Genomic DNA, 25,287 nt, shown 5'->3' with positions numbered 1-25,287 from the left:
TATAGTGTATAATAAATAGAGAGTATATCGTTCAGTTATAAAAAAATTTCGAGTAAACGTTCTTTCTCATCAGAGGACAGATAAAAAAATAAAAATCCAATGTGTAAAAGGAGTCCTTACATGATAAAAATAAAAATGGTGGCCAAGCAAATGGTAGAACTTTCAGCAAGTCGAGCACTTATATCATTCAGCTTTTCCAAAATCTGAACAAGTGCCTATGGGAACATTGCTGAAGCGTTCAAAGAGAGAGGGTATCGATTTTATTGCTTATTACGATGAAGAAAAGTTTATCGGTCTAGCGTATCTCATTACATTTGAAAACTTGACGTACCTCTGGTATTTAGCGGTAGTTCAAGACTTACGCAGTCAAGGCTACGGGGCGCAAGTATTATCACATATCAAAGAGAACTATCCAGATTATTGCATTGTATTAAATTTAGAGGCAGAAAATCCAGCTGCTAGCAACAATGAGCAAAGAAAAATCCGTAAAGCATTTTATCTTAGGAATGGCTATCGACCAGACCATCACATTGTGAAGATGGGGGGAGAGAAACTAGAGATCCTTTTTACTAATGGAGTGTTTGAAATTGAAAACTATCAAAAGATTTTTAAACGTTTTTGGGGTCCAATCTTGAATATACTGGCAGGGCCAAAGATTGTGAAAAATAACTAAAGTTTGTCGAATGATGACTCATATCTATATAGGGTCAAAGTAACTTTAGATCATTTTCCTAAAAATTACCATAATTTATGCTCTGATAAAAAGCGCTAGAAATACAGGATAAATCGATTATAGGGAAACTTATCAAATATCAACATGATTGGATGTGGCTTGGGACTGGATGATGAAGACGCTTCTGATATCACGAGCGAGTTCTTTTCCGTCGTGGAATCTTCTCAATGAACATACATGATTAAAATTCGACATGTGGGGCGGTAGTTCCCATATGACTTCTCTTAGTCATACTGACAGGGATTCCTATCGGCGTCATATTTTATCGTGCTTTAGTCTATGATGGATCACTGGATGTAGGAAAAACGATCATCAGTACGTTGTTATTAAGCATTGCAGTCGTGATCTGTTCGACTGTGCTTGCGTTACTATTAGCTTTTTTGACGGTCAGGACAAAGATCACAGAGAAAAAAAGGCTAGATATCGTTTTGCTGATACCGTTTATGAAACCTCTATATATTGCAACCATTGACTGGATCTTATTTACCTAACGTCGTGAGCTATTTCAATAGCTGCTTACTTTTATAAGAGATTTATCAGAAAACTTTTTGGGGTCTTGTATTAACGATGAGTTTTCATCTTTTTTCTTTTATTTTGACGATCTTAAAAAATGCGTTACTGAACCTCGGTGCTGCTCTAGATGAAAGTGTAGTGATTTTTGGTGGTGGCATTTTTATCGTTTGCGCCGAGTGATTTTCCCGTTGATCACTGGAAATTCTACCATTGGTGCTTTTCTTGCGTTTGTCAAAGCAGTTTAAGCGTATCGCACACCGCAACGATTGGCCAAAGCATTGGTTTTTCTAGTTGTTACGGCGATTCCTCATCATGCCACGATTGCACCAATCAACTTCCAGGTAGCAACAAGTTAGTGCTCTTCATCTGCTTTTTGTATTAGGTTTTTATAATGAGAAAAGTTACGTGATCTTATCCTGTGATGAACACACAAAAACCGTGCGCTTTTATGATAAAATCATAAAGAAATCAATAAGTTTGAAGTTTTCAAGTAAAAATGTGTTACAATAATGAAGTGTGTATCATAGTAGTAAAAAAGTGAATAGAGTAAAAGAGGGAAACAGATGAATTCAAAAGAAAAAATGCTTGAAATAATCAAAAAGAAACAAGGTGGCGGTCGAGTAGAAAAGATGGCTACTCCAAAAAATGATCGTAGCAATATGAGAAAAGGACCTAAAATCTATAATAAATAGTAAACGCCTGACGAGTATCGGCTAAATTATTTGTTAATAAAAACTGACATCAGTGATTAATCACTGGTGTTTTTTTGTCTTAAAATAAAGAAGTAGGTCTTTAAAAACATAAAAGTTCATACAAATATAAAGGATTAATGGTTAAAAAAGTAGAGAGAACTGATTACTTGAAAAAAATACGTTATCTATTTTAATTTTTTTAAATTACATTAATTGAGAGGAGGCATTAGCGGAATATGGGAAACGATGGGGAGTGGAACAGCAGTATTCTCCCGCTCGATTTCACAATAAATATCCCAAAAACAAAACATTCAAAGAAAGTATCATCGGCAGAGAAAACCGAAAAATATTGGTTAATAGAGGCTTTCACTCTGAATTTATCTTGAATCCTGAAGGGGACTTTGTGAGTAGCTGGAATGTATTAAAAATGGAAAATGGTCGAGTAGATAGTAACCCGGCACACTATTCATTTCATTTCGACTTGCGAAAAGAATTACTTGATGGAGAATCGTTTAATTATGCCAGCAAAAATGATCGATTGCATAAACTTTTAGATAGTTCCCCCTCAAAAAAACTTGATCATCAGGTTCGTCAACAAGCAAAAAAAGGTTGGATCAGCGCGAGTATCACAGAATACTTCCATCGGCACCCTAATATTTCGCCGATGATTCTTGGATTGTTACTCTTTTTGGCGTTTCATTTTTTTGTTCTTTTTTGTCATAGACAAAGAAAAAGAACAATGAACAAAAAAGTCAGATGAAAGGAGAGAACCTTCTATGCAGACGAGAACATATAAACAGATCGATGTCTTTGTTTTAGTGCTTGTGGTGACCATTTTAAGTGTTTATCTTATACGTAACCACAAGGAAGATTTATTTCAAGTGTTTCGCTGTCTTAAACTATTTTGAAAGACTCTCACACTTCGTTTTACCTTCTTTGGTTGGCATCCATAGTCTAGTAGCTTCATTTGTGAATAGCCGCAAGTCTTAGACTTAGGGGGGGATTTTAGACGTTTCTCCCTAAGTCTACAGCAAAAGTCGAGTGGTTCCTGGATACTATGCTATGAATGACTTGAAGCCCGTTCAATCAAGTGTAGTTTCAAATCTTTCCACTCCTCATGGGTAGGTATTTGGGCAATTTGAATCACTTCACAGGTCATTTTCTCCGTAAGATCATAGTTGCTGACGATGAGACAAGCTTCTAACTCGTCGATCTTTGTTTGTTTAATCGGTTGATCAAAAAGAAAAAGAGGGTGATACGTTTCAGGTAGCCACTTTTGGATCATAGCCATTAAAAAATTATCATAGCCAGCATCTCCATGAAAAGTAAAGACGATTGTTTGCTTTTTCCTTCTTTGGATTTGCTGATAGGAGGATTGGATCATACTTAAGGATAGTGCAACGTCTTTTATGCAGGTCATTGGTAGGATCTCTTGCCATTTGAGTTGCTGCAATCGGTCTTGCCAGGAGTGATAGAGTAATTCAAAGGATGGATCGACTAAATGATCAATTGCCAATGCGTGATTCTCAAAACCATCAGTGATTTTATTAAGCAAGCGTAAATTAGCTAAGTAAGCACTCATTTGCTCAATACCTTCCTTTGTTGTACCGTCAATCAGCGCTTCGTCGAGTAAAAATTGCTTGATCCATTTTTTGGTTGGTGCTTCTTCTTGGTAATGGGTCGCTTTATGCGATCTTGTCTCTTGATAGTTCGATGAGCTATAGGAAATACAGTGTAAAGCAATCAAATAAGCCCAAACTAGTTCATTTACAGACAGCTGTTGAATCCCAAGAATCTCTCTCAGAAAAGGAGTGATTTTTTTTGAGAACCTTTTGAAGCTTTTTCTAGACTGGATCATACTCAATGTTTCTGAGGGGATTTCACCTTGTTTACGACGCAACCATCTTTCTTTTAAGATGGACAACCATAACGTTGCACGAAAATTACTAATATGTAAATGAGACTGAAATACTTGCTCTAGTTCAGCGAACATGACTTTGTATGTTTCCTGAGAGAATAGATAGGAATGATCTGTTATGATCGTTCGTCGAAAACTCGTATAAAAGTTAAAAAAGAAAAAACGAATCTCGTTTTCTTTTCCAACAAGATCACCATTTTTGGGAGAGAGTTGGATTCGGTAGTTTTTTAGTTCATGGTTCATGTGTTGAATGATTTTGCGTAAAGCCGAACTAGACAAATGATACTCCAAGCGCATGGCTTCGAAGGATTGTTGATTTCCCTTAAGGCTACGGTCAATGATTTTATAAGTAATCGTTTCTCTAACAAGAGATAAAAGATAGGTATCCAGTGTTTCCCCATCGGGTATTTTTAAGCGGTAACCGATCATTTTGATTGATTGCAAATGAATCGATGGTGGTAATTTGGCACGCAATGCTTGGATATCTGAACGTAGAGTTGGAGGTGTACAGCCTATTTCTTGAACTAGTTCTGTGATCGAAGTGATGTCATTTCGTTTTCTCAAATAAGTAAGAATATTGATTTGGCGATGTAATTGTTTATTTTCATGTAGTTTGAAAAAAGGTTCCATTAATTGCTCCTTTCGTTTGGGTGACTCTTATTCGATTGTTTTATTTTATCTTTCTTATTATGGAAATACAAATCGATTCTCAAATATTTTTTTCAAAAAAAAAAAAATAAAAAATTTTCTTTCACAGATTACGTTAGAATTTAGTTGTATGTTTTTTTATCTTTCTATAATTTGAGGAGTTGAATAAGGAATGGACCACAGAAAAATAGTAAAAATGACAGCTTCAATGTTATTACTTATGAACGCATCCCAACAGAGTATCACGACATTTGCTGATCATTTAGACAGTGGACAAATGACAGAAGAGGTAGCTATTTCGACGCTTGAAGAACAAGCTGAAGACGTCACTATGGAAGCAATAAAAAGTGAAGAGACGAAAGAACAGCAAGAAACTAAAATCCTAGAATCATCAGTCTCTGTTCCGTCAGAACCCCCTACAGAACCAACGATGGAAGCGACAACAGATGTAACCACCGTGACAGAGCAATCGACTACGGATTCGACTGTTGCTTCAACTGTTGGAGAAGAAGTCACTAAAGCTGCGAGTGAACCAGTGATCCCAGATCCAGATGCTCGCACAGTTTGTGAGATACAGGAGGTAGATGATCAAGTTGATTCTGGCGTATTCGGTACCAGCCAATGGCGAATCGACCAAGAAGGTATATTGTACATAGATGCAGGGACATTAGGAGAAACAACGTCGGCGGCTCGTGCACCTTGGTTTCCTCACCGTTCACTCATCAAAAAAATTGTTCTTACTGGACCCGTGGTAGCAAATGCTGAATCATTAGGATTGTTTTTTGATTTGAATCAGCTAACGACGATCGAGAATTTATCCAGTTTAGATACAAGTCAAGTCACGAATATGGATTATTTCTTTGCATGGTGCCAGCAGCTGACTTCATTGGATCTTACAGCTTTTGATACCCAAAATGTTCGTTCGATGAACTATATGTTCAATGGGGTGTCTTCTGTTAGCACGCTCGATCTAAGCAACTTCAATACAGCGAATGTCACTGAAATGAGTCATATATTTTATGGGATGGGCGGATTGACTTCATTAGATTTATCCAGTTTTAACACGATGAACGTGTCGAACATGAGCTACATGTTTTATGATTGCTCTGCCTTGACGACATTGGATGTAACTGGTTTTCAAACAGCCAACGTGACGAATTTCAGTCATATGTTCCGCGGTTGTTCCGGATTGGCTCAACTGGATCTTTCTAGTTTTGTAACGAGTCAAGCAACAGAAATGTCCTTCATGTTCCATGGCTGTTCGGGATTACAAGCGTTAGATGTGACACATTTTGATACGAGCAACGTTATGTACATGCATTATATGTTCCATGGCTGTTCCGGTTTGACAGAACTCGATGTTAGTCGCTTTGATACGAAAAACGTGACTTCCATGTACTATATGTTCTTCGGTTGTTCCGGTCTGACGGCGTTAGATGTTACGAACTTTTCAACTACTAACGTGACAACAATGAGTTTTATGTTTGCAGAATGTCTCAATTTAGAAGCAATCGATGTCAGTGGTTTTGATACGGAGAATCTTCGATTTATGCGAGGAATGTTTAGAAACTGCCAAAATATCACTGAATTGGATTTATCACATTTTAAAACTGGCAAGGTGCAATTGCAGCAAGAGATGTTTGCTGGTACAATCTCCTTATCTAAAATTTCTTTAGGTATCCAGTTCTATTCTTTAACCGATACCAATATTCCAGAGTTGCTCGCTACAGAAGAGCATACGGGTTACTGGCAAAATGTGGGATCTGGCACAGAAGATGTCCCACTTGGTGAATATGTATTAAGCTCCTCTTCACTGATGACAACTTATCAAAATAGTATGGCGGATACTTATGTGTGGCAACCAATCGCTAGTGAGTCGATCCGCGCAATGGATTCAACGATTTATGTTAGTGATAGTTGGGAACCAATCGACAATTTTGTCTTAGCGACCGATCCAAATGGAGAATCAATTCCTTTTGATGAAAGTATGGTCAGTGGTACTGTGGATACGACGACAGCAGGAGTCTATCCAGTGACTTATACCAATGGATCTGCGAGTCAACAGATCAATGTGACTGTCGAAGAAAGTCAAGAAACCCTTAAAGTCACAGATTCGACGATCATTGTAGGGGATGCTTGGACACCAAGTGATAATTTTGTTTCCGCTACTGATAAAACGGGAGAAGCTGTTGCCTTTGATGAAAATATGGTCAGCGGCGAAGTCGATACGACACAAGTAGGTGAGTACAAGATCACCTATACTTTTGGGAGACTCAGTCGTGAAATCACAGTGACCGTCATTGCTAGTCAAGAAGCGATCAAGGCGATCGATTCAAGAATCCACACAGGGGATGTTTGGCATCCAAGCGATAATTTTATCTCAGCGACCAATAGAGCAGGTGACACTTTGCCATTTGATGAAAGTATGGTGTCAGGCACCGTTGATACCGGACGAACAGGAAACTTCATCATTACTTATACGAATGGAGAAGCCTCTCAAAAAATCACAGTGACCGTGGTTGAAAATAGAGAAACGATCCAAGCAAAAAATGGCAGCATTTATGTCGGTGATAAGTGGGCGCCAAGTGATCAATTTGTATCTGCTACAAACAAAGATGGGGAAATGATCGTTTTTGATGAAAGCATGGTTAGTGGTACGGTAGATACAACTAAAGCTGGCGATTATCCGTTGACTTATACCAACGGTCGAGCAACAGAAGAAGTTGTGGTGGTTGTAAAAGAAAACGGAGAAACGATTGTAACAAAGGATCTTCAATTATATATCGGTGATACGTGGGACCCAAGCGATGGCTTTGTCTCCGCAACAAATCGCGAAGGGTTCACTCTCGCATTTGACCAGAATATGGTGTCAGGCGATGTTGATACCAACAAAGAAGGAACCTATACGATCACTTACACGAATGGTTCAGTTTCAGAAACAAGTCAAGTGACAGTGAGTAAACGAGGGACTGCCGGAGGAAATGCCAACACAGGCGGAGGGAATACTCAGCAAAAGAAAACAGCCAACACCTCTGCAACCTCAAAAAAACAAGTCCAAGGAAATGCAGCAAAAAATTTACCAAAAACTGGTGAGATCCGATCTAGTGCAACCGTTCTTGGTTTTGCTCTTGTTGGAGGAGCAATCGGAACCTATATCTACAAGAAAAAGAAAAATCGTAAAGATTGATTCTTTAAAATCAAAAAGCCAACTTAGTTTCGGAGTGATCCTAGACTAAGTTGGTTTTTTATCGCTCAACTATTTTGAAATTGGCTATTGTATAAGCTTGCATAAAGTGTCGGTTGTTGCAATAGCTCTGTATGCGTTCCTGTTTCAATGATGTCTCCGTTTTGCATCACTACGATCATATCCGCATGTTCAATCGTTGACAGACGATGGGCAATCACAAAGCTGGTCCGGTTTTTAGTTAAAGCATCCATCGCTTCTTGGATTAAGGCTTCCGTACGTGTATCGACACTTGACGTTGCTTCATCTAAAATGACGACTGCAGGATTAGCTAAAATGACTCGTGCAATCGTTAAGAGCTGTTGTTGCCCTTGAGATATCGACCCATTTTCGCTTGAGATAATGGTGTCATAACCTTGTGGCAGCGTACGGATAAAATGATCACATTGAGCAATTTTAGCTGCTTGAATGATTTCATCTCTGGTTGCTTCTTTTTTGCCGTAAGCAATATTTTCTGCAACAGTACCTTCGAATAACCAAGTATTTTGTAGTACCATGCCAAATAGATTCCGCAATTCATGGCGCGGCAAATCGGTGATGTCATGACCGTCGAATAAAATCTGACCGTCATTAATTTCATAAAAACGCATCAAAAGATTGACAAGAGTTGTTTTTCCAGCACCAGTTGGCCCAACGATGGCAACCGTTTGTTGTGGCTTGACCGAGAAGTTGACATCTTTCATCAATGGTTTTTCTGATGTATAACCAAAACGAACATGTTTGAATTCAATTGCTCCTTGTGGTGCAATGATGGGATTTTCTACTGCATGATCAATTGCTTCTTCTGGTTCATCCATGATCTCAAAGATTCGTTCGATGGATGCCATGGCTGATTGTACAGAATTGATGACATATGAAGCAGTGGAGATTGGTTCTGATATTTGATTGATATACTGCAAATACGCTTGTAAGAAACCAATGGTGATCCCACCAGATAAAACGGCTATTGCCCCAATGACCGCACTTGCGATAAATGCTAATTGATTGATCAAACGGATGGCTGGATAAATCGCAAAATTCATGAACTGCGCTTTTTTGAAAGCTTGCGATTGTTTTTCATTTGCTTTCTTGACTTCATCAATCGCTAATGCTTGTTGGTTGAAGGCTTTGATCACCAAATTCCCAGTTAGATATTCTTCTGCTTTATTATTCAAATCTCCCAGTTCTTCTTGGTTATGATCAGAAATTTGTTTATTCTTGTTTGCGAATTTTGTTGTAACAGTTGTGCTGATCATAATCAAAATAAGAACAAGTAAAGTCAATTTGATATCGATGTAAAACAACATGATACCAGCTAATAGGATCGTTACAAGAGAGGTGAAAAGTTGATTGATCCCTGTGAGCAATACTTGTGATAGCTGATTTAAACCTGTAGTTGTTCGACTGATGATATCACCAACTTGATGACGGTCATAGAAAGCCATTGGAAGAGCTTTGAATTTTTTTGTAACTTCTTTACGGACACGTAAGGTCACTCGTTCACTTAATGAAGCCATCGCTCGTTCTTGAATAAAGGAAGTGATACTACTTAGTAAGGAGAAGAGTATCAACAGGATCACTGGTAAAAGCAATGTTTCTTTTACATCTGTTACTGTCATATGGTTAAGTCCAACCTCTTTGATCCGCCCGAGTAGTTGATCGATCCCGATACCCATGATTAGTGGCATAGCAACGACTAATGTATTACCGACCAAGCTGCAAAGTAATGAACCATAGAAGATTTTATGTTCAGGCTGGATCATTCGCCAGAAACGTTTCAAGCTTTGTTTTTTTATCGTTGTTTTAGTCATTTCCATCGACTCCCTCCTTTAACATACCTTGTGATTTCGCAAATTCTTGATACGAACGATTATTTTTCAACAATTCTTCATGAGTGCCTTGTCCAACGATCCGTCCTTCATCTAAAACGATAATATTATCAGCATTTATGATGGTACTTAGACGTTGTGCAATGATAATCAGTGTTTTATCTGTCATTTCACGTTGCAACGCCCCACGTAACTTAGCATCGGTTCGATAGTCCAATGCAGAGAAACTATCGTCAAAGACATAGATTTCAGCAGATTTGACTAACGCTCTAGCAATACACATCCTTTGCTTTTGGCCGCCAGAATAATTATCTCCGCCTTGAGCCACAAAGCTGTCCAATTGATCCGGTAGGTTTTCTAATACTTCATCCAATTGTGCGATGCGAATTGCTTTGGTTAGTTCTTCATCTGTCGCATGTTCGTTCCCCATCAATAGATTACTGCGAATCGTTCCACTAAATAAAAATGCTTTTTGGGGAACATAACTAATATAGCTTCGAAGCGTTTCTTGGTTCATTTTTGTGATCAGGGTGCCTGCGAATTTGATTTGTCCATTTGAAATATCGTTTAGACGTAACAGTAATTTTGCAATCGTGCTTTTTCCTGAACCTGTTCCACCAACAATGGCTGTCGTTTTTCCTTTTGGTACAATAAAATCAATGTCTTCCAATACAGGATCGGCGTTTTCGTTGTAGCGAAACGTCACATGTTCGAAGGATAAGAAAGTATCATCGACTGAATCGAAGGATAAAGTTTCTGGTTGGTCGGGGTCTTTGATTTCGATTTCAGCTTGTAATACTTCTTCGATTCGTTTAAGACAAGAGATTGATTTTGGTACGATAACAAAAACCATTGCGGCAATCATTAAATAGGCAAGTGTCAACATCGAATATTCCACAATGGCAGTTACTATACCGATTTGTAAGCTACCATTAGCCACCAAGCCTCCACCAAACCACAAAATGGATGCATAAACGATACCCATGAGTAAAAAGGCGATCGGTGTGACCCAAGCAAAGATTCGATTGACTCGGATCATCTGTTGCGCGTAATTTTCAAAGGTTTCATTTGTTCTTTTTTCTTCATAGTCTTGATTGTTGAAGGCACGGATCATATTGACACCTGTAAAGAATTCACGCAACGTTGTCGTGACACGATCCATCTTCGGTTGAATACTCAAAGATAAAGGGGTTCCTTTTTTCATCAAATAATACGTGATCAGCGCATAGATGAAGATCGAGCCTAACGTAATCAATGTCAACTTGACGGAATGCTCCAACATCATCAGAATCGTAAATAATGAAATAATTGGTGCAGGGATGATCATCTGACAGAACATGACGATCATTTGTTGGACGTTATCTACGTCATTGGTCATCCTGGTCAATAGTGAACCGGTATTAAATTGATCGACATCTTTCATCGACAATTGTTGGAATTTATTGAAAAAACTTGCTCGTGTCTGATAGCCAAATCGTGCGGCTAACAAAGCAGAACAGTAGCTTGAGGCAACTGCAGCAAAAGAGCCTAATAGAGCAACAAGTAACATTTGAATTCCAATCTGTTGGATTTGTTTCACTTCGCCACTTGCAATCCCTGTGTCTATGAGATCAGCTACTAACTTTGGCACACCAAGGGTTCCTAGCAGTTGTAAACAGATAAATAAAAGAGTAAGTAAAGCAATTCCTTTATTGTTTTTTATAGATGTTTTTAATAATGTCATTGTGTTTCCTCCTTTTCCCGACAAATACGCATTCTACACCTTAAAGTTACTTGAAGGTCAAGAAGAAAAAGCATAAACTATCATTGAGGTGAAAGGTATGAAACGATTGTATTCGATTGGGGAAGTATCGGAGTTATTGGATATCTCTCGATCAACCATTCGGTATTGGGATGCAGAAGGGTTGATCCATGCAGCAAGAGAAGAGGAAAACGGGTATCGGTTGTTTGATATCGATGCTATTTTTCAAGTATATGACATCAATTTTTATCGAAAACTCGATATTCCCATGAAGCAAATGAAAAATCTATATAGTAAATCGTTAAATGAGATGTACGACATTTTAGCTGAAACGGAACAGCGTTTGGATCATGAGAAAAAAATCTTAGAACAAAAACATAAAGAAGTATTATCAAGAAAAAAACAGTTGAAAGAAATGATCGATAGTGAACCAGATAAATTTCCTGAAGAAGAAATTCCCTTTCAAAAAATCGTCGTGGCAGCATCTGATGACCTCTTATATTCAAAGGAATATCTAAAAAATTATTCAAGTTTCGTGATTTATTTTCCAGAAAATAATCAGAATAGTATTTATGGGTTCTGTACGGACAAGCACACGAAAGAACTCCCAGGTTCACAGACGATCTGGCAGAATGATCCTGCGAAAAAGTACGTGCGATTTCTACTAAAAGTCGAAGTGAACAACACAAAAAATAATAATCTATCTGAAGTAAAAGACAGGTTGCAAAAGCAAGGCTATCGATTAGGACAAACGATTGGTCAATACTTGTTGACCCATACGACAAAGGAAAAGATTTCCTTTGAATATTACCGAGCTTGGATCGAAGTGAATGAGGGAAAGTAGGATTAGTTGACATTCGGAAGTAAACATGGGATAGTAATTGACAATATCAAAGCGTAGAAGAGAAGAGTAACTAACGGTCAACGGTAAAAAGAGACTCCGGTGGGTGAAAAAGGAGACCAGAAACCTTAGTGAAGATGAACTTGGAGCTTGTTTTACTAGTAAATGAGTAAAACCGGACTGCGACCGTTAACTCGCCGGATATCTGATAGTATCGTTGAGGCATTATTTGTGAGGATAATGCAAATAAGGGTGGTAACACGACGCATTCGTCCCTTTTGTCAAGACTTGGCAAAAGGGATGAGTGTTTTTTTGTTTTCATCAGGTCTTTATCTACTACGCAATCTAAGGAGGAATTTTTTTATGACTACTCGTTCAACATCCCCATTTCGTTATGACATCGTTGGGAGCTTTTTGCGCCCAGAAAAGTTAAAAAAAGCACGAAAAGCATATAACGAATCGCTTATTTCTGCTACTGATTTGAAAGAGATAGAAGATGAAACCATTATCGAACTGATCAAAAAACAAGAAGCTGCTGGCTTACATGCGGTGACAGATGGTGAGTTTCGTCGGAGTTGGTGGCATTTGGACTTTTTCTTTGGTTTACAAGGTATCGAGTTTTTTGTACCTGAGCGTGGTTATCAGTTTAACGGAGAAGAGACACGTCCAGGAACGGTGATTGTAACAGAAAAAATCACAGGAGAGAGCCATCCTTTTGTGGACCATTTTCGGTTTACCCGTAACTATACGACCGAGGGCATCGAAGTAAAGCAAACCATTCCAGCCCCAGCTCAACTGTTAGTGGAGTTGTTACGTCCAGACATTTTGCCTCATGTTCGTGCCATCTATCCGACAAACGAAGAACTTTTTCAAGATATCGTAACAGCCTATCGGCAAGTGATCGCAGATTTATATGAAGCAGGCGCCAGAACGATCCAATTGGATGATTGTACGTGGGGCGTATTAGTAGCACCTTTACCAGAAGGATTTTTAGCAGAGAGTGATAAAGAGGAAAGCAAGATTCGCAAAGAGTTGGCGCAGACCTATTTACAAATCAATAATGCGGTTCTTGGAAATCAACCACAAGATTTGATTTTGAATACCCATGTCTGTCGAGGGAATTACCACTCCACCTGGGCAGCAGCTGGCGGGTATGATGCTGTAGCTGAGCCATTATTTACGGAAGAAAATGTTCATGCCTATTATTTAGAATATGATAACGATCGTTCAGGCGGTTTTGAACCACTTGCGAAAGTTAGTGAAGAAAAACTCGTAGTATTAGGACTGATAACCTCAAAATCCGGCGAACTTGAAGATCGTCAAACAATCATTGAGCGAATTTATGAAGCTACTCGTTACATCCCTTTAGATCGATTATGTTTAAGCCCACAATGCGGGTTCGCCTCCACCGAAGAAGGGAATATCTTGACAGAAGAAGCGCAATGGCAGAAAATTGCGTTGATCAAGAGTATTGCAGAAGAGGTCTGGAATTAAGTAAACGCCGATAAACCAAGTATTCAGAAAAAACGTTAAGAACAACCCAGTTGTTTTTAGTGTTTTTTTTTTGCTGAAAAAAATCAATTATTGGAGCTGATATTCAACACTAAGCTAAAAAATCGAAAAATATGAGAAGCTATTTTCCGATTTCCTATCTTACTGCTCAGGTCAAAGCGCTCATTTCACGACCTTCGATAAACGGTGTTCGAAAGCCAACTCCTACGACATTAAGTCGAAAATTGAAAAAATATGAGAAGCTATTTTCCCAATTTCCGCCTTACTGCTCGGAGCTGACCGGCTTTCTCACGATCTCTGATAAACGGTGTTCAAGGCGCAACACTTCGGACATAAGCCAAAAAAATAAAAAATGAAAGAGCCATTTTCTATTTTTTTATCTTATGCCTCAGTGCTGAACGCGCCTTTCACGACCTCTTTGGCACAAAGCTTTCTCTTACCACTAATCGGGTGGGGTAGGTCAAAATAATGGGTTCGTCGCGGATTTGGTCGATTCTTTCGACGGCTAAGCGTACGGCGGCTTTACCGATGGAATTGGCATTGATTTGGACGGTGGTCAAGCCAGGAGTTAGTTTACTGGCTGCTTCAATGTTGTCGAAGCTGGCGATCATGATGTCTTTACCGATGGCCAAATGGTGTTTTTTCATTGTGCGATAGACGCCGATTGCCATTGGATCGCTTCCTACAAGGAGTGCGGTTGGTAGTGGATCAGAGCTTTGGATCAGCTCTTCAGCTAATCGTTCACCGTCTTCTTCGGTCCAATTTCCCAGATAGTGCGTACTGTAATCTTGTAACTGGTGATCGGACATGAAATGCAAATAGGCACGGATGCGTTTTTCATCTGGATTGATCGTCTTGCCTCCTCGTTCATCCATATCGACTTGGTAGCCACCGATATAGGCGATCCGTTGATGCCCACTCTCTAGAAACAACTCTAAAACAGCTTTGGTCATTCGCTCCAAATCTCCATAAACCATATCGACTTCTTGTTGGATATCAGGATTATCAACAACGATCAAATGCTGATTTTGTGTCAATAGATCAGTGATCGACTGCTTCGTCACTGTTCCAACTACGATGATCGCTCCTAGTTGATCTAAGTCTTTCCATTCCTTGGGATTGTCAGAGAGATTGTAGATGCGATTCATGCCAATATGCAGGCGGTTTGCTTCTTCTTCTAATCCCATACGTAATTCTTTGTAATAGACATCTTGTGCTTCACTTGCCTTACTGATCGTCGAGATCACACCGATCGATGGCATTCGTTTTTTAATATATTTTCGTTTATTGATATCATAGTTCAATTTTTCTGCAACTTCAAAAATCCGTTTCTTTGTTTCTGGTGCGACATGGATTGTCTTATCTTGATTCAATATGCGTGAAACAGTTGCAGGAGAGACATTCGCTTTTCGAGCGACATCACGAATCCCTACCATAAAATCACTCCTTTAAGAAATATAAAAAAAGTTATTGACAAATATGTTTAGTAAACAGTATACAGGAGTTAGTTAAAAAGTAAACGGTTTCTAAAAATTTGTGAGGTGAAGAAATGAAAAGACAATCGTTGATTGCATTCGATTCGGATACAAATGTTTTTCATTTGTCGAATCCATTGATTTCTTATGTGATGAAAATTGAAGAATCTGGTGTGTTGACCCATGTTCATTTTGGTAAAAAAGTGAGTAACTATACTAATAACAAAAAATACCCAAGAAGAGATCGTGGTTTTTCAGGAAATGTTCCTTTGCATGATGAGCGGGCATTTTCAAAAGATACGCTGCCACAAGAATTTTCGGGACACGGAAGTATGGATTATCGCATTCCAGCCACGATCATCACACGTGAGAATGGCTCTAGCTTGCTTGATTTAAGATATGAAACGTATCAGATCATCCAAGGTAAACCAAAGCTTACAGGATTACCACAAACCTATGTATTGGATGAACAAGAGGCACAAACGTTATGTGTTACATTGAAAGATCGCGATTTACCAATTTATGTAGATCTATTTTATACGATCTATGAAAAACGAGGGGCCATCGTTCGATCTGCTAAGTATCGTAATCAAACGGAACAAATGATCTGGTTAGATAAAGCAGCTTCTTTTCAATTAGATATGACGAATTCGGGCAGATTTACTGAAGTGATCGCCTTACCTGGAGCCCACGCTAGAGAGCGTTTGATTTCAAGACAACGGATCACTGAGGGGGTGAAATCATTTGAAAGTCGACGAGGAAGCAGCAGTCACCAAATGAACAATTTTATCGCTTTGACACATACCCATACAACGGAAGTTCTTGGAGAAGCCATCGGTCTACAGTTTATCTATTCTGGCAATCATGCGTTCGAGATCGAAAAAGATCAAATCGATCAACTAAGAATCGTTGGTGGCATCAATGCGTATCAGTTCCAATGGCAACTTTCAACCGATGAAGCGTTTCAAACGCCAGAAATGATCCTTTCTTATTCAGACGAAGGATTAAATGGCATGAGCCACATACATCATGAGCTGTTGCGAGAACGTGTGGCACGTGGGAAGTATCAGTACGAACCACGTCCAATCTTGGTCAATAATTGGGAAGCGACTTATTTTGACTTTACTAGCAAAAAAATCGAAGCACTGATCGATGAAGCAGCAGCGTTAGGTATGGAAATGTTCGTCTTAGATGACGGCTGGTTTGGGAAAAGAGATGCAGATACTTCTTCTTTAGGAGACTGGTTTGAATATGAAGGGAAATTGGCGAATGGATTGAAGGGAATTGCAGAGTATGCTCATGAAAGAGGCCTCAAATTTGGGCTATGGGTGGAGCCTGAAATGATTTCGATCGATTCTGAATTGTATCGTCAGGCGTCTGATTATTTGATGCAAGAACCAGCACGCACGCCTGCAGCATCTCGGTCGCAATTTGTTTTGGATTTTACACGAAAAGAAGTGCGAGATTCGATCAGTCAGCAATTACGAAAGATTTTGGATAAGGTACCGATCGATTATGTGAAATGGGATATGAATCGCTCCTTATCAGATGTTTACTCTGCTTACGTGGAGAATCAAGGAGAGGTCTATCACCGGTATGTTTTAGGATTATATAACCTTTTAGAAGAGTTGATCACAGCTTACCCAGATATCTTATGGGAAGGATGCTCAGGTGGGGGTGGCCGTTTTGACGCAGGAATTCTTTACTATATGCCACAATCCTGGACAAGTGACAATACCGATGCAATGGAACGGATCGATATCCAATATGGCACGAGTCTCGGGTATCCCATCTCATCCATGGGTGCCCATGTCTCTGCATCGCCTAACCATCAAAGTGGACGTGTGACAGATTTAAAGACACGCGGGGATGTAGCGATGAGCGGGGTATTTGGTTATGAACTAGATTTGACCGCATTAGACGAACAAGAAAAGAAAATCATCAAAGAACAGATCAGCACGTATAAAGAAATTCGTCAAACAATCCAACAAGGAAAATTTGACCGCTTAGAAAATCCCTTTGAACAAAACATTGCGGCGTGGCAATTTGTTTCTCCAAATAAAAAGGAGATCATGGTCTTTATGGCACGACGATTAACTTCTGGACAACCGCCTTTTCATGAGATCCGCTTGGTTGGTTTGGAGGAAGGGATGTATCGTGAACGTAAAAGTTCATTGATTTATTCAGGCTCGGAGTTAATGACGATGGGGTTTTATCTCCCTGATTTTCACGGAGATTTTCAAACAGAAATTTTTCACTTTGAGAAAATAGTTACAGGAGAGGAAGAAGAACATGCAAGCATCAATTGATTGGTTAGATGATCCACAAGTTTTTCGTGTGAATCAGCGAAAGGCACACAGTGATCATACGGTCTACGGTTCAAAAGAAGAAATAAGAAGTCAAAGTTCCCGACTACAGTCGCTAAATGGTGAATGGCGCTTTTATTTTTCTGAAAATGCAGAAAAGCGCCCCAAAGAGTTTTTTGAACAAGATTTTGATGATCGTTCATTCGACACGATCCATGTGCCTGGCCACATTGAACTAAGTGATTTTGATAAGATCCATTACATCAACACGATGTATCCTTGGGAAGGTCATGAGTTTCGTCGTCCCGCTTATACAACTGCTTCAGAAAAGGAAATGGCAGGGATGTTCTCTCAAGCTGAAGAAAATCCAGTAGGGTCCTATGTCACGACTTTCCAATTAGCAGAGGGATTGAAGGGAAAAGATGTCACGATTCGTTTTGAAGGTGTCGAACAAGCCATGTATGTGTGGTTGAATGGTCATTTCGTCGGTTATGCAGAAGATTCATTTACACCGTCTGAATTTGATTTGTCCCCTTATCTTGAAGAAGAGAATCGTTTGGCAGTCGAAGTCCACAAACGTAGCACAGCTGCCTTTTTAGAAGACCAAGATTTTTTCCGTTTCTTTGGGATTTTTCGAAATGTCGTCTTAGTTGCTCGTGGCAAGAATCATTTAGAAGACTTGTGGTTACGTCCTCAATTAGATGACACGTATCAAAAAGGAAAATTGGATGTGTCCTTATCTTTTGAAAATCTTACAGCTGAAAGCGACTTACAGGTACGGGTCCTTGATTTAGACAGACAAACGATCTATGAAGAAAAGCAAGCGATAGGCGAAACAGTGCAGCTCAGTATTGATTTAGGTGAAGTGGTATTATGGGATCATTTTGCGCCGAATCTCTATACGTTTGAAATTGAAACCAGGGACCGTGACGGAGTGACTGAATATGTCGAGTATCCATTCGGGTTTCGCAAGATCGAGTTAAAAGATAAAGTGATGTATCTGAATGGAAAACGCTTGATCATCAATGGAGTCAATCGTCATGAGTGGAGTGAAAAAACAGGACGTGCGGTCACCTTAGATGACATGGAAAAGGATTTGGCAGTGATTAAAAATGCCAACATCAATGGCGTCCGGACCTCACATTATCCCAACCAGATTCCTTGGTATTTCCTCTGCGATCGAGCAGGTATCCACGTGATGGCAGAAACCAATCTAGAATCACATGGGTCATGGCAAAAAATGGGTGCTTTTGAGCCATCCTATAATGTACCAAGAGGCATTTCGCAATGGCGAGAAGTGGTGCTAGATCGAGCAAAAACCCATTTTGAAACGTTCAAGAACCATACAAGTATCTTGTTCTGGTCCTTAGGCAATGAGTCCTATGTAGGGGAGAATATTCGGTTGATGAATGAATACTTCAAGAAGGTTGATCCAGACCGTTTTGTTCACTATGAGGGGAATTATGTTGATCCCACATTTGAAGCTTCTGTTTCGGATATGAAAAGTAGTATGTACGCAACACCTGCGGCGGTCGCTGATTATCTAGAGAATCAGGCAGATAAACCATATATCTTGTGCGAGTACATGCACGATATGGGAAATTCTTTAGGTGGATTAGGTTCTTATATGGCATTATTAGATGAATACGAGATGTATCAAGGCGGATATATTTGGGATTTTAAAGATCAAGCACTTGAGGTACTTGATCCAGTGACCAATCGAAAAGTCATGCGTTACGGCGGGGATTTTGATGATCGTCCAAGTGATTATGAGTTTTCCGGAAACGGCATCGTTTTTGCAAATGGACAAGAAAAACCAGCATTACAGGAGGTAAGATACTATTATGGCAAATACAGATCCTAAATTGAGAATCATTTATGGCGACTGCACTTTAGGAATCAAAACAGAAGAAAAACATTATATTTTCTCTTACACCAGAGGTGGTTTGGAATCACTTAAAAAGAATGGAAAAGAATGGCTTTATCGTGAAACGCAACCGACTTTTTGGCGAGCATTGACAGATAATGATCGAGGAAATGGCTTTGGGTATCGCTCTAGTATGTGGCTTGGCGCAGGGTTGTATCTAAAAGTGGAAGCAATCCATGTTGCAATAAACGACCAAGCCATCGAACTGCCGATCGCACCAGTCAACAATCGTTATAGTAACCAAGAGTATGCAAATACAGTCGAGATCACTTTCACATTGGCAGTCAACACAACCCCACAAACGACCGTCGATATGACGTATCGTGTCAACGAACAAGGGGATCTACACGTGAACATGTACTATCATGGCAAGGAAGGATTACCCGAGCTGCCAGTATTAGGATTTCGCATGATCATGCCAACAAAAGCCACTCATTTCGATTATGAAGGCCTGTCAGGTGAAACTTATCCGGATCGTAAAGCTGGTGGCGCACCAGGGGTCTATCATGTGGAGGGCTTGCCAATCCCACCTTATTTAGTGCCACAAGATTGTGGCGTCCATATGGATACCAAGTGGTTAGAGATTACGCGCAAGACAACCTTGAATAATGCAGATAAAAGTCAGGAAGAGTTTTCCTTAAGATTTGAACAAAAGGATTCGCCATTTGCTTTTGCGGCATTACCATTCAAAGCAGAAGAATTAGAACAGGCGACACACATGGAGGAACTACCACCGGAACGGCGAACGGTTGTCACGATGTTGGCGAAAGTCCGAGGAGTCGGAGGTATTGATTCATGGGGAGCGGATGTAGAAGAAGCCTATCATATTAGTGGTGAAGAAGACCACGAATTTAGTTTTATCATTAAATAATGTAAATTGGAACATCAAAAATAGGACCCACGAAAGATCCGCAGAATGGATTTTTAGTGGGTTCTATGAGTTGCGGTTGATACTTAAAAGTCATGAAAGAAGTAGTTCGCCTGATTTTATGAAGGGATTGTTTCTGTCTCCACGTTCATTCAGTATTACTCTCTTTTTTTATGATCGGTAACGTGATCGTTACCGATGTACCCACACCAACTACTGAATCAATGTGTAAGCCATAATCTTCACCATAAAGTAATTGGATTCGTTCATGAACATTTTTGCTACCTATACCTGAAAAATAGTCTCTGTTTTTCGTTGGCTGTTCCGTATCAAAGCCATCACCTGTATCCATGACTTCAAACGTCAATTTATTCTCTCGGATCATCCCATACAAAGTGATGTAGCCATTTTTCTTCGTTTGGAACGCATGCAAATAAGCATTTTCGATGATCGGTTGGATAATCATATTGGGCATATATAAAGAATAAAGTTCCTCTGGTACCATGATTTTGGTTGAGATCGTATCACCGTAACGCAGTGTCAAGATCGCAATATAACTTCTCACACTGTTCAGTTCTTCTTCTACAGGGATAATTTCATTTTTATTGCCAATCGTACTGCGCAAAAGGTCGATAAAACTATCGATGCCTGCGACTGCTTTTTCATTTTCTTGTTGCCACACTAAAAATTTGAGGCTAGTTAACGTATTATATATAAAATGAGGCTGGATCTGTGCTTGCATCGCTTGTATCTCTAATGTCCGTTTTTTCTTTTCATTTTGTAAAGATTTCGTATGATTGTCACTGATCGTTGTTAGCAGCTGATTGATCGTAGTAGCGAGTGTTCGGATCTCATATGTTCCTTGGATCGGAACAGTAGCTGCTACTGGTTCTTTGATTTGGTTCAATGAATCTACTAATTGATAGATGGAGCGAGTGTTGCGATTTAAATAGATCGCCACTAAGATACCGCCTAAAATCAGCGTTCCAATATTATAAAGGATGATCGGAATAATGACATTCATTTGATCGGCGATCGAGTGGACATTGACCTCACTGACCAAAGCCGAGTTTTGTCGGTAAAGTGGTAAACGAGTGATCCGCTGATTGGCTTTGGTCAACGTCTCGTGTTCGACTAACTCATCAAATGAATCAAACGTCGTTCCGATCCGGTTCTGAACATTTGAAGCAAAGATTTTTTTCTCATCTGTCACAAAATCGATTTGCGTGGTTTCCGGATCGACCGATTGGCTGAATATTTTTGCCAACTCATCAGAAGTGATGGCTACGACAGCGTAACCATAAGTTTGGTTCAAAGTAGATCTAAGCTTTTTGATAAACAAGACACTTGGTGAATGTTTATCGCGTTTCGTCAGTCCGAACTGAGTAAAGACCATTTGTGTCGCTGTTGGATTCTCATTGACTTTCTGGATCAACTCTAATTGGAAAAAGTCATCAGCAGTGAGATCACTCACCATGTCATTACTAATGAACATCCGACCATTTTCCCCAAAAAGAAAAATATCATCTTTGATGTTTGGAAAGATCGGTGCCAATGAATCATTCATTTTTTGCACCGTACGTAGTTGATTGATTTTCTCCAAAGTCGTTTGTTGGCCTTCTTTGAAATACCCCTCTACAGCAGAGCTTTCAGCCAATAATGTCAAAGTGTTCTCTATATTGTCATTCAATGTTTCAAAATCATGTTGGATCTTTTGTAAGGTCATTCGATTGGATTGATCGAATTGTTGGATGTAGGCATCTCTTGAGCGTTGATAAATAAACAAAGAAATCGTCGCTGCTTGAGTGAATAAAGCAATAAAAAGAATGATCAAAAGTTTGGTCAAAAGCTCGTGTTCTCTTAGCTTTTTAATCATACGGTCAGTATTCCTTTACGATATTGTGAAGGAGTCAATCCAGTTTCTTCTTTGAATACTCGAGAAAAATAACCAAGTTCAGTAAATCCAGTTTGCTGACCAATATCACTTAACGAAAGATTCGATTCTTTCAACAATAGTTTTGCCTGGTTGATACGGACTTTTTTTAAGTACTTCGTAAAATTGATCCCATACTTTTCTGTAAAGATCGTTGATAAATAACTATAAGAAAAATGATATTTTTCGGATAGCGTTTGTAGACTGATGTCTTGATGATAATTCTCTTGGACATACTCATAGATCAACGTCAACACATCTGAGTTGTCTTTTCTGAATGTAGTGGTGACTTCACGTAATAACTTCGTCGTATTATTGACGATCAAAACCAGATCATCCCACCGTTCTGCTTGCGTGATCTGTGCTGGAATTGTGATTTTTAGTGTCATGATTTCTTCTCTTTTTTCATGTTCGTCCGCGATCGCATTGATCAAGGCATAGAGTCGATTGATGATCTCGTGTTTCAGATAGCTTGGTTGCAAACGTTGATCAAGCACCTTACTCATGTAATTGTCCAATTCTTCGATGGCAGACGTAAAATCTTTGTTCATGATCTTGGTCAAATAACTTTTTGTTTGTTGTTCATAAGAAGAGAGTAGGGGAGATAATAGCTTTTCACAAATAACGCAGTGATCTGTCAGATAAAAGTGCTGTCCGCTACTTTTTTGCTTTAATGTAAGGAATTCAGAATAAAAGTTTTCAAAATCCAGAACATCAGATAGAACATAGAGACAAGAATCTGTCTGGTGTTCTTGCTGAAATCGTTCAATCAGCTGATCGAATGCCTTCTTCGAAGCGACATTGATAAAATAACCAATATCATTTGCTGTCGTAGAAAAAGGGAAGACAGAGGCGAGCTGATTTGTATATTGTGGTGCTTCTGCAATCAATTGTTCACTTCGACGCAGTTTTTCCGATTGCTTTTCTTCACAATAGACTAAAAAAAAGTAGTCATGTGGGAATTGTTCGCGTGATATACCTAAATCAAGAGAAGTTCCGGACAAATAAGTGCTGAGTAGCTGACTCATTTTTTCGAGTTCTGTCAAACGTGGTTTCTTTACTTCTGTAGATTGTTCCACCAGACTCTTTAAAGAAGCTAAAAACTCACTAGGATTCAATTTTGGCTTAAGTAAATAATCTGAAACGCCTTCTTTGAATGAATCTTTGACCAATTGAAAGTCATCATAGCTAGATAAAACTAAGATTTTTGCTTCAGGTTGTTCCTTCTTGATCAATCGAGAAAGTTCGATACCATTTAAATCTGGCATCATCAAATCCGTTACGACGATATCAAGAGGCTGATGCTTAATAAATTCGAGCGCTTCTAGTGGTTTTGAAAAGGCCCCTTTGAGATGGAAGTCGTGCGCTGGCCAATCGATCAGGGTACTTAGACCAGAGAGAATGGTCTGTTCATCATCGATCAATACGATATTTTTCAATGTTTTTCCCCCTATTCCTTTGTTACGTAAGTTAAAAATACTGGGAAACGTTTACAAATGCAAGTCTAAAATTTCATTTACTAAATCAAAAGATGACAAAATTGTACTTTTTTCTTATTTTAGGATATTTTTCTTGAGAACGATCATCAACGAAGAAAACGTTTGCAAGTCTGTTATGATAAGCATGTAAGAAAAAAACAAACACTAAAAAGGGTGGGTATAAAAATGAAAATAAAACAAATTTTAGCTAGTGCTTTCGTCCTAACAGCAGCAGTTACACTTTTTGCCGGGTGTGGCAATTCTTCCAGTGATGCTTCGGGAAACGAAGATAAAGTAACGGTCTGGGCATGGGATGAAGCCTTTAATATCAAAGCCGTCAATGAAGCCAAAGAGTTTTACGAAAATGAGGATGTTGACGTAGAAGTAGTAACGATGTCTCAAGATGATATCGTACAAAAACTGAATACGGCATTAGCTAGCGGAAATACCGATGGTTTACCAAATGTTGTGTTGATCGAAGACTACCGTATCCAAGGGTATCTGACCTCTTACCCAGATGCGTTTGCTGATTTGACAGATATTGTGGATGAAAATAACTTTGCCGCATATAAATTTGCAGTCAACAAAGTTGACGATAAAATTTACGGTGTACCTTTTGACTCAGGTGTGACAGCCAATTTCTATCGGACAGATATCTTAGAAGAAGCTGGTTATTCAGAAGAAGATATGAAGAACTTAACATGGGATGATTATTTACAAGTTGCACGAGATGTCAAAGAAAAAACAGGAAAAAAAATCTCTGAAGTCAATCCTTCCGATTTAGGTCGTGTGCGCATGATCATGCAACAAGCCGGAGAATGGTATACCTCGGAAGATGGAGAAACAGTGACGATCGAAAATAATGAATCATTAAAATATGGGTTAGAACTCTTTGCTACCTTGCTTAAAGAAGATCTAGTCGAACAAACATCTGACTGGAATGCTGGGGTTACGGCGGTCCAATCAGGAGCTGTTGCTTCTACACCAACTGGTGCTTGGTATTCTTCAACCATTCAAGGGGCAGAAGATCAATCAGGTAAGTGGAAGATCGCACCGATTCCAGCTCTACCTGCTAACATGCAAAAAGCACAAGCTTCCAACTTGGGTGGTGCCGGCTGGTATGTGATCAAGGGCGTAGCTGGTGAAGAAAATGCGAAAGATTTCTTGGAAAAGACATTCGCAACGAATGAAGAATTGATGGGCAAATTAGCAGAAGAGATCGGTTTAGTATCGACTATGTTGAGCGCGAATGACCAAGAAGCTTATCAACAGCCGTCTGAGTTCTATAGTAATCAAAAAGTATTCGATGACTTTTCAAAATGGACAGCAGAAATCCCTGAAGTGAACTATGGTCATGAAACTTATGCCATTGAATCTGTTGTGGCGGAATCCTTGAGCCGAATCATCAATGGTGAATCAGCAGAAAAAGTTTTGGCAGATACGCAAAAACAAGTCGAAGCTCAATTAGCCAATTAAGTCATATTCAGCGTCAACAGTAAACCTATGATGAATGGAATAACAAAGAAATAAGTGGCGATCTCTTCAAACGGATCAACGAGAGTATTGTTCTTTCGTTTGAAGGTATCGTTTATAGAATAAGCAATTAATTGAAATGTCGATAGGGGACATTCGCACCGTTAGCTATCCCGT

At 39.3% G+C, this 25,287-nt stretch carries 16 protein-coding genes, 1 pseudogene and 1 other annotated feature; of the genes and pseudogenes, 11 read left to right on the top strand and 6 right to left on the bottom strand.

Going from position 1 to position 25,287, the window contains the following annotated elements; all coding sequences use genetic code 11:
* Positions 1 to 175: 175 nt before the first annotated feature.
* From HZ311_RS01055 to HZ311_RS01050, 4 genes and pseudogenes are all read left to right on the top strand, one after another.
* Positions 176 to 673 (top strand): annotated as a pseudogene (locus tag HZ311_RS01055) (GNAT family N-acetyltransferase); the annotation flags it as partial.
* Between the two features lie 627 nt (positions 674 to 1,300).
* Positions 1,301 to 1,426 (top strand): hypothetical protein, encoded by a 126-nt coding sequence (locus HZ311_RS15890; RefSeq protein ID WP_269147263.1) that lies wholly within the window; start codon positions 1,301 to 1,303, stop codon positions 1,424 to 1,426.
* Positions 1,427 to 1,809: 383 nt separating this feature from the next.
* Positions 1,810 to 1,938, top strand: coding sequence for a hypothetical protein (locus tag HZ311_RS15885; RefSeq protein WP_010735268.1), 129 nt, complete (start codon positions 1,810 to 1,812; stop codon positions 1,936 to 1,938).
* A gap of 253 nt (positions 1,939 to 2,191) precedes the next feature.
* Positions 2,192 to 2,698, top strand: a complete 507-nt coding sequence (locus HZ311_RS01050; protein ID WP_051377618.1) for a DUF3114 domain-containing protein — start codon at positions 2,192 to 2,194, stop codon at positions 2,696 to 2,698.
* 300 nt (positions 2,699 to 2,998) lie between these two features.
* On the opposite strand, the gene HZ311_RS01045 is transcribed toward HZ311_RS01050, so the two are convergent.
* A complete protein-coding gene (locus HZ311_RS01045) occupies positions 2,999 to 4,486 on the bottom strand; it encodes a helix-turn-helix domain-containing protein (RefSeq protein ID WP_178946404.1) in 1,488 nt (495 codons plus the stop codon).
* 190 nt (positions 4,487 to 4,676) lie between these two features.
* Here HZ311_RS01045 and HZ311_RS01040 point away from each other — a divergent pair, with 190 nt between their 5' ends.
* Positions 4,677 to 7,691 carry a bacterial Ig-like domain-containing protein gene (locus HZ311_RS01040; protein WP_178946403.1) on the top strand — a complete coding sequence of 1,005 codons (3,015 nt, stop codon included), beginning with the start codon at positions 4,677 to 4,679 and terminating at the stop codon, positions 7,689 to 7,691.
* Positions 7,692 to 7,756: 65 nt separating this feature from the next.
* Here the strand turns inward: HZ311_RS01040 and HZ311_RS01035 are convergent, their stop codons facing one another.
* Positions 7,757 to 9,544 carry an ABC transporter ATP-binding protein gene (locus HZ311_RS01035; RefSeq protein WP_010735273.1) on the bottom strand — a complete coding sequence of 596 codons (1,788 nt, stop codon included), beginning with the start codon at positions 9,542 to 9,544 and terminating at the stop codon, positions 7,757 to 7,759.
* Positions 9,531 to 11,279: an ABC transporter ATP-binding protein gene (locus tag HZ311_RS01030; RefSeq protein ID WP_178946402.1), complete on the bottom strand. Its 1,749-nt coding sequence runs from the start codon at positions 11,277 to 11,279 to the stop codon at positions 9,531 to 9,533. Before HZ311_RS01030 ends, HZ311_RS01035 begins: the two co-directional genes overlap by 14 nt.
* Before the next feature lie 97 nt (positions 11,280 to 11,376).
* On the opposite strand from HZ311_RS01030, the gene HZ311_RS01025 reads away from it, so the two are divergent.
* Both HZ311_RS01025 and HZ311_RS01020 read left to right on the top strand, forming a co-directional pair.
* Positions 11,377 to 12,141, top strand: coding sequence for a MerR family transcriptional regulator (locus HZ311_RS01025; protein ID WP_178946401.1), 765 nt, complete (start codon positions 11,377 to 11,379; stop codon positions 12,139 to 12,141).
* A 45-nt stretch (positions 12,142 to 12,186) separates the two neighbouring features.
* Positions 12,187 to 12,418, top strand: a binding site (T-box leader).
* 83 nt (positions 12,419 to 12,501) lie between these two features.
* On the top strand, positions 12,502 to 13,632 hold the full coding sequence (locus HZ311_RS01020) for a 5-methyltetrahydropteroyltriglutamate--homocysteine S-methyltransferase (RefSeq protein WP_010735276.1): 1,131 nt from the start codon (positions 12,502 to 12,504) through the stop codon (positions 13,630 to 13,632).
* Between the two features lie 425 nt (positions 13,633 to 14,057).
* Here HZ311_RS01020 and HZ311_RS01015 read toward each other — a convergent pair whose 3' ends face one another.
* Entirely contained in the window at positions 14,058 to 15,086 is a 1,029-nt protein-coding gene (locus HZ311_RS01015; protein WP_023519788.1) for a LacI family DNA-binding transcriptional regulator, read from the bottom strand.
* Positions 15,087 to 15,199: 113 nt separating this feature from the next.
* Between HZ311_RS01015 and HZ311_RS01010 the strand changes: the two genes are divergently transcribed.
* The 3 genes from HZ311_RS01010 to HZ311_RS01000 are packed head-to-tail and all read left to right on the top strand — an operon-like array spanning position 15,200 to position 20,229.
* Positions 15,200 to 17,434 (top strand): alpha-galactosidase, encoded by a 2,235-nt coding sequence (locus HZ311_RS01010; RefSeq protein WP_137072504.1) that lies wholly within the window; start codon positions 15,200 to 15,202, stop codon positions 17,432 to 17,434.
* Positions 17,418 to 19,295 (top strand): glycoside hydrolase family 2, encoded by a 1,878-nt coding sequence (locus tag HZ311_RS01005; protein WP_023519786.1) that lies wholly within the window; start codon positions 17,418 to 17,420, stop codon positions 19,293 to 19,295. Before HZ311_RS01010 ends, HZ311_RS01005 begins: the two co-directional genes overlap by 17 nt.
* Positions 19,276 to 20,229 (top strand): beta-galactosidase small subunit, encoded by a 954-nt coding sequence (locus HZ311_RS01000; protein WP_010735280.1) that lies wholly within the window; start codon positions 19,276 to 19,278, stop codon positions 20,227 to 20,229. The genes HZ311_RS01005 and HZ311_RS01000 overlap by 20 nt, the downstream gene beginning before the upstream one ends.
* A 145-nt stretch (positions 20,230 to 20,374) precedes the next feature.
* On the opposite strand, the gene HZ311_RS00995 is transcribed toward HZ311_RS01000, so the two are convergent.
* On the bottom strand, positions 20,375 to 22,102 hold the full coding sequence (locus tag HZ311_RS00995) for a cache domain-containing sensor histidine kinase (protein ID WP_023519785.1): 1,728 nt from the start codon (positions 22,100 to 22,102) through the stop codon (positions 20,375 to 20,377).
* A complete protein-coding gene (locus tag HZ311_RS00990; RefSeq protein WP_169058828.1) occupies positions 22,099 to 23,598 on the bottom strand; it encodes a response regulator transcription factor in 1,500 nt (499 codons plus the stop codon). Before HZ311_RS00990 ends, HZ311_RS00995 begins: the two co-directional genes overlap by 4 nt.
* A gap of 225 nt (positions 23,599 to 23,823) precedes the next feature.
* Here HZ311_RS00990 and HZ311_RS00985 point away from each other — a divergent pair, with 225 nt between their 5' ends.
* Positions 23,824 to 25,113 (top strand): ABC transporter substrate-binding protein, encoded by a 1,290-nt coding sequence (locus HZ311_RS00985; protein ID WP_010735283.1) that lies wholly within the window; start codon positions 23,824 to 23,826, stop codon positions 25,111 to 25,113.
* Positions 25,114 to 25,287: the final 174 nt, after the last annotated feature.

This window comes from Enterococcus mundtii (assembly GCF_013394305.1).
Taxonomy (GTDB): domain Bacteria; phylum Bacillota; class Bacilli; order Lactobacillales; family Enterococcaceae; genus Enterococcus_B; species Enterococcus_B pernyi.
The sequence above is the reverse complement of the archived record's forward strand: the minus strand, read 5'-3'. Positions and strand labels throughout refer to the sequence as shown.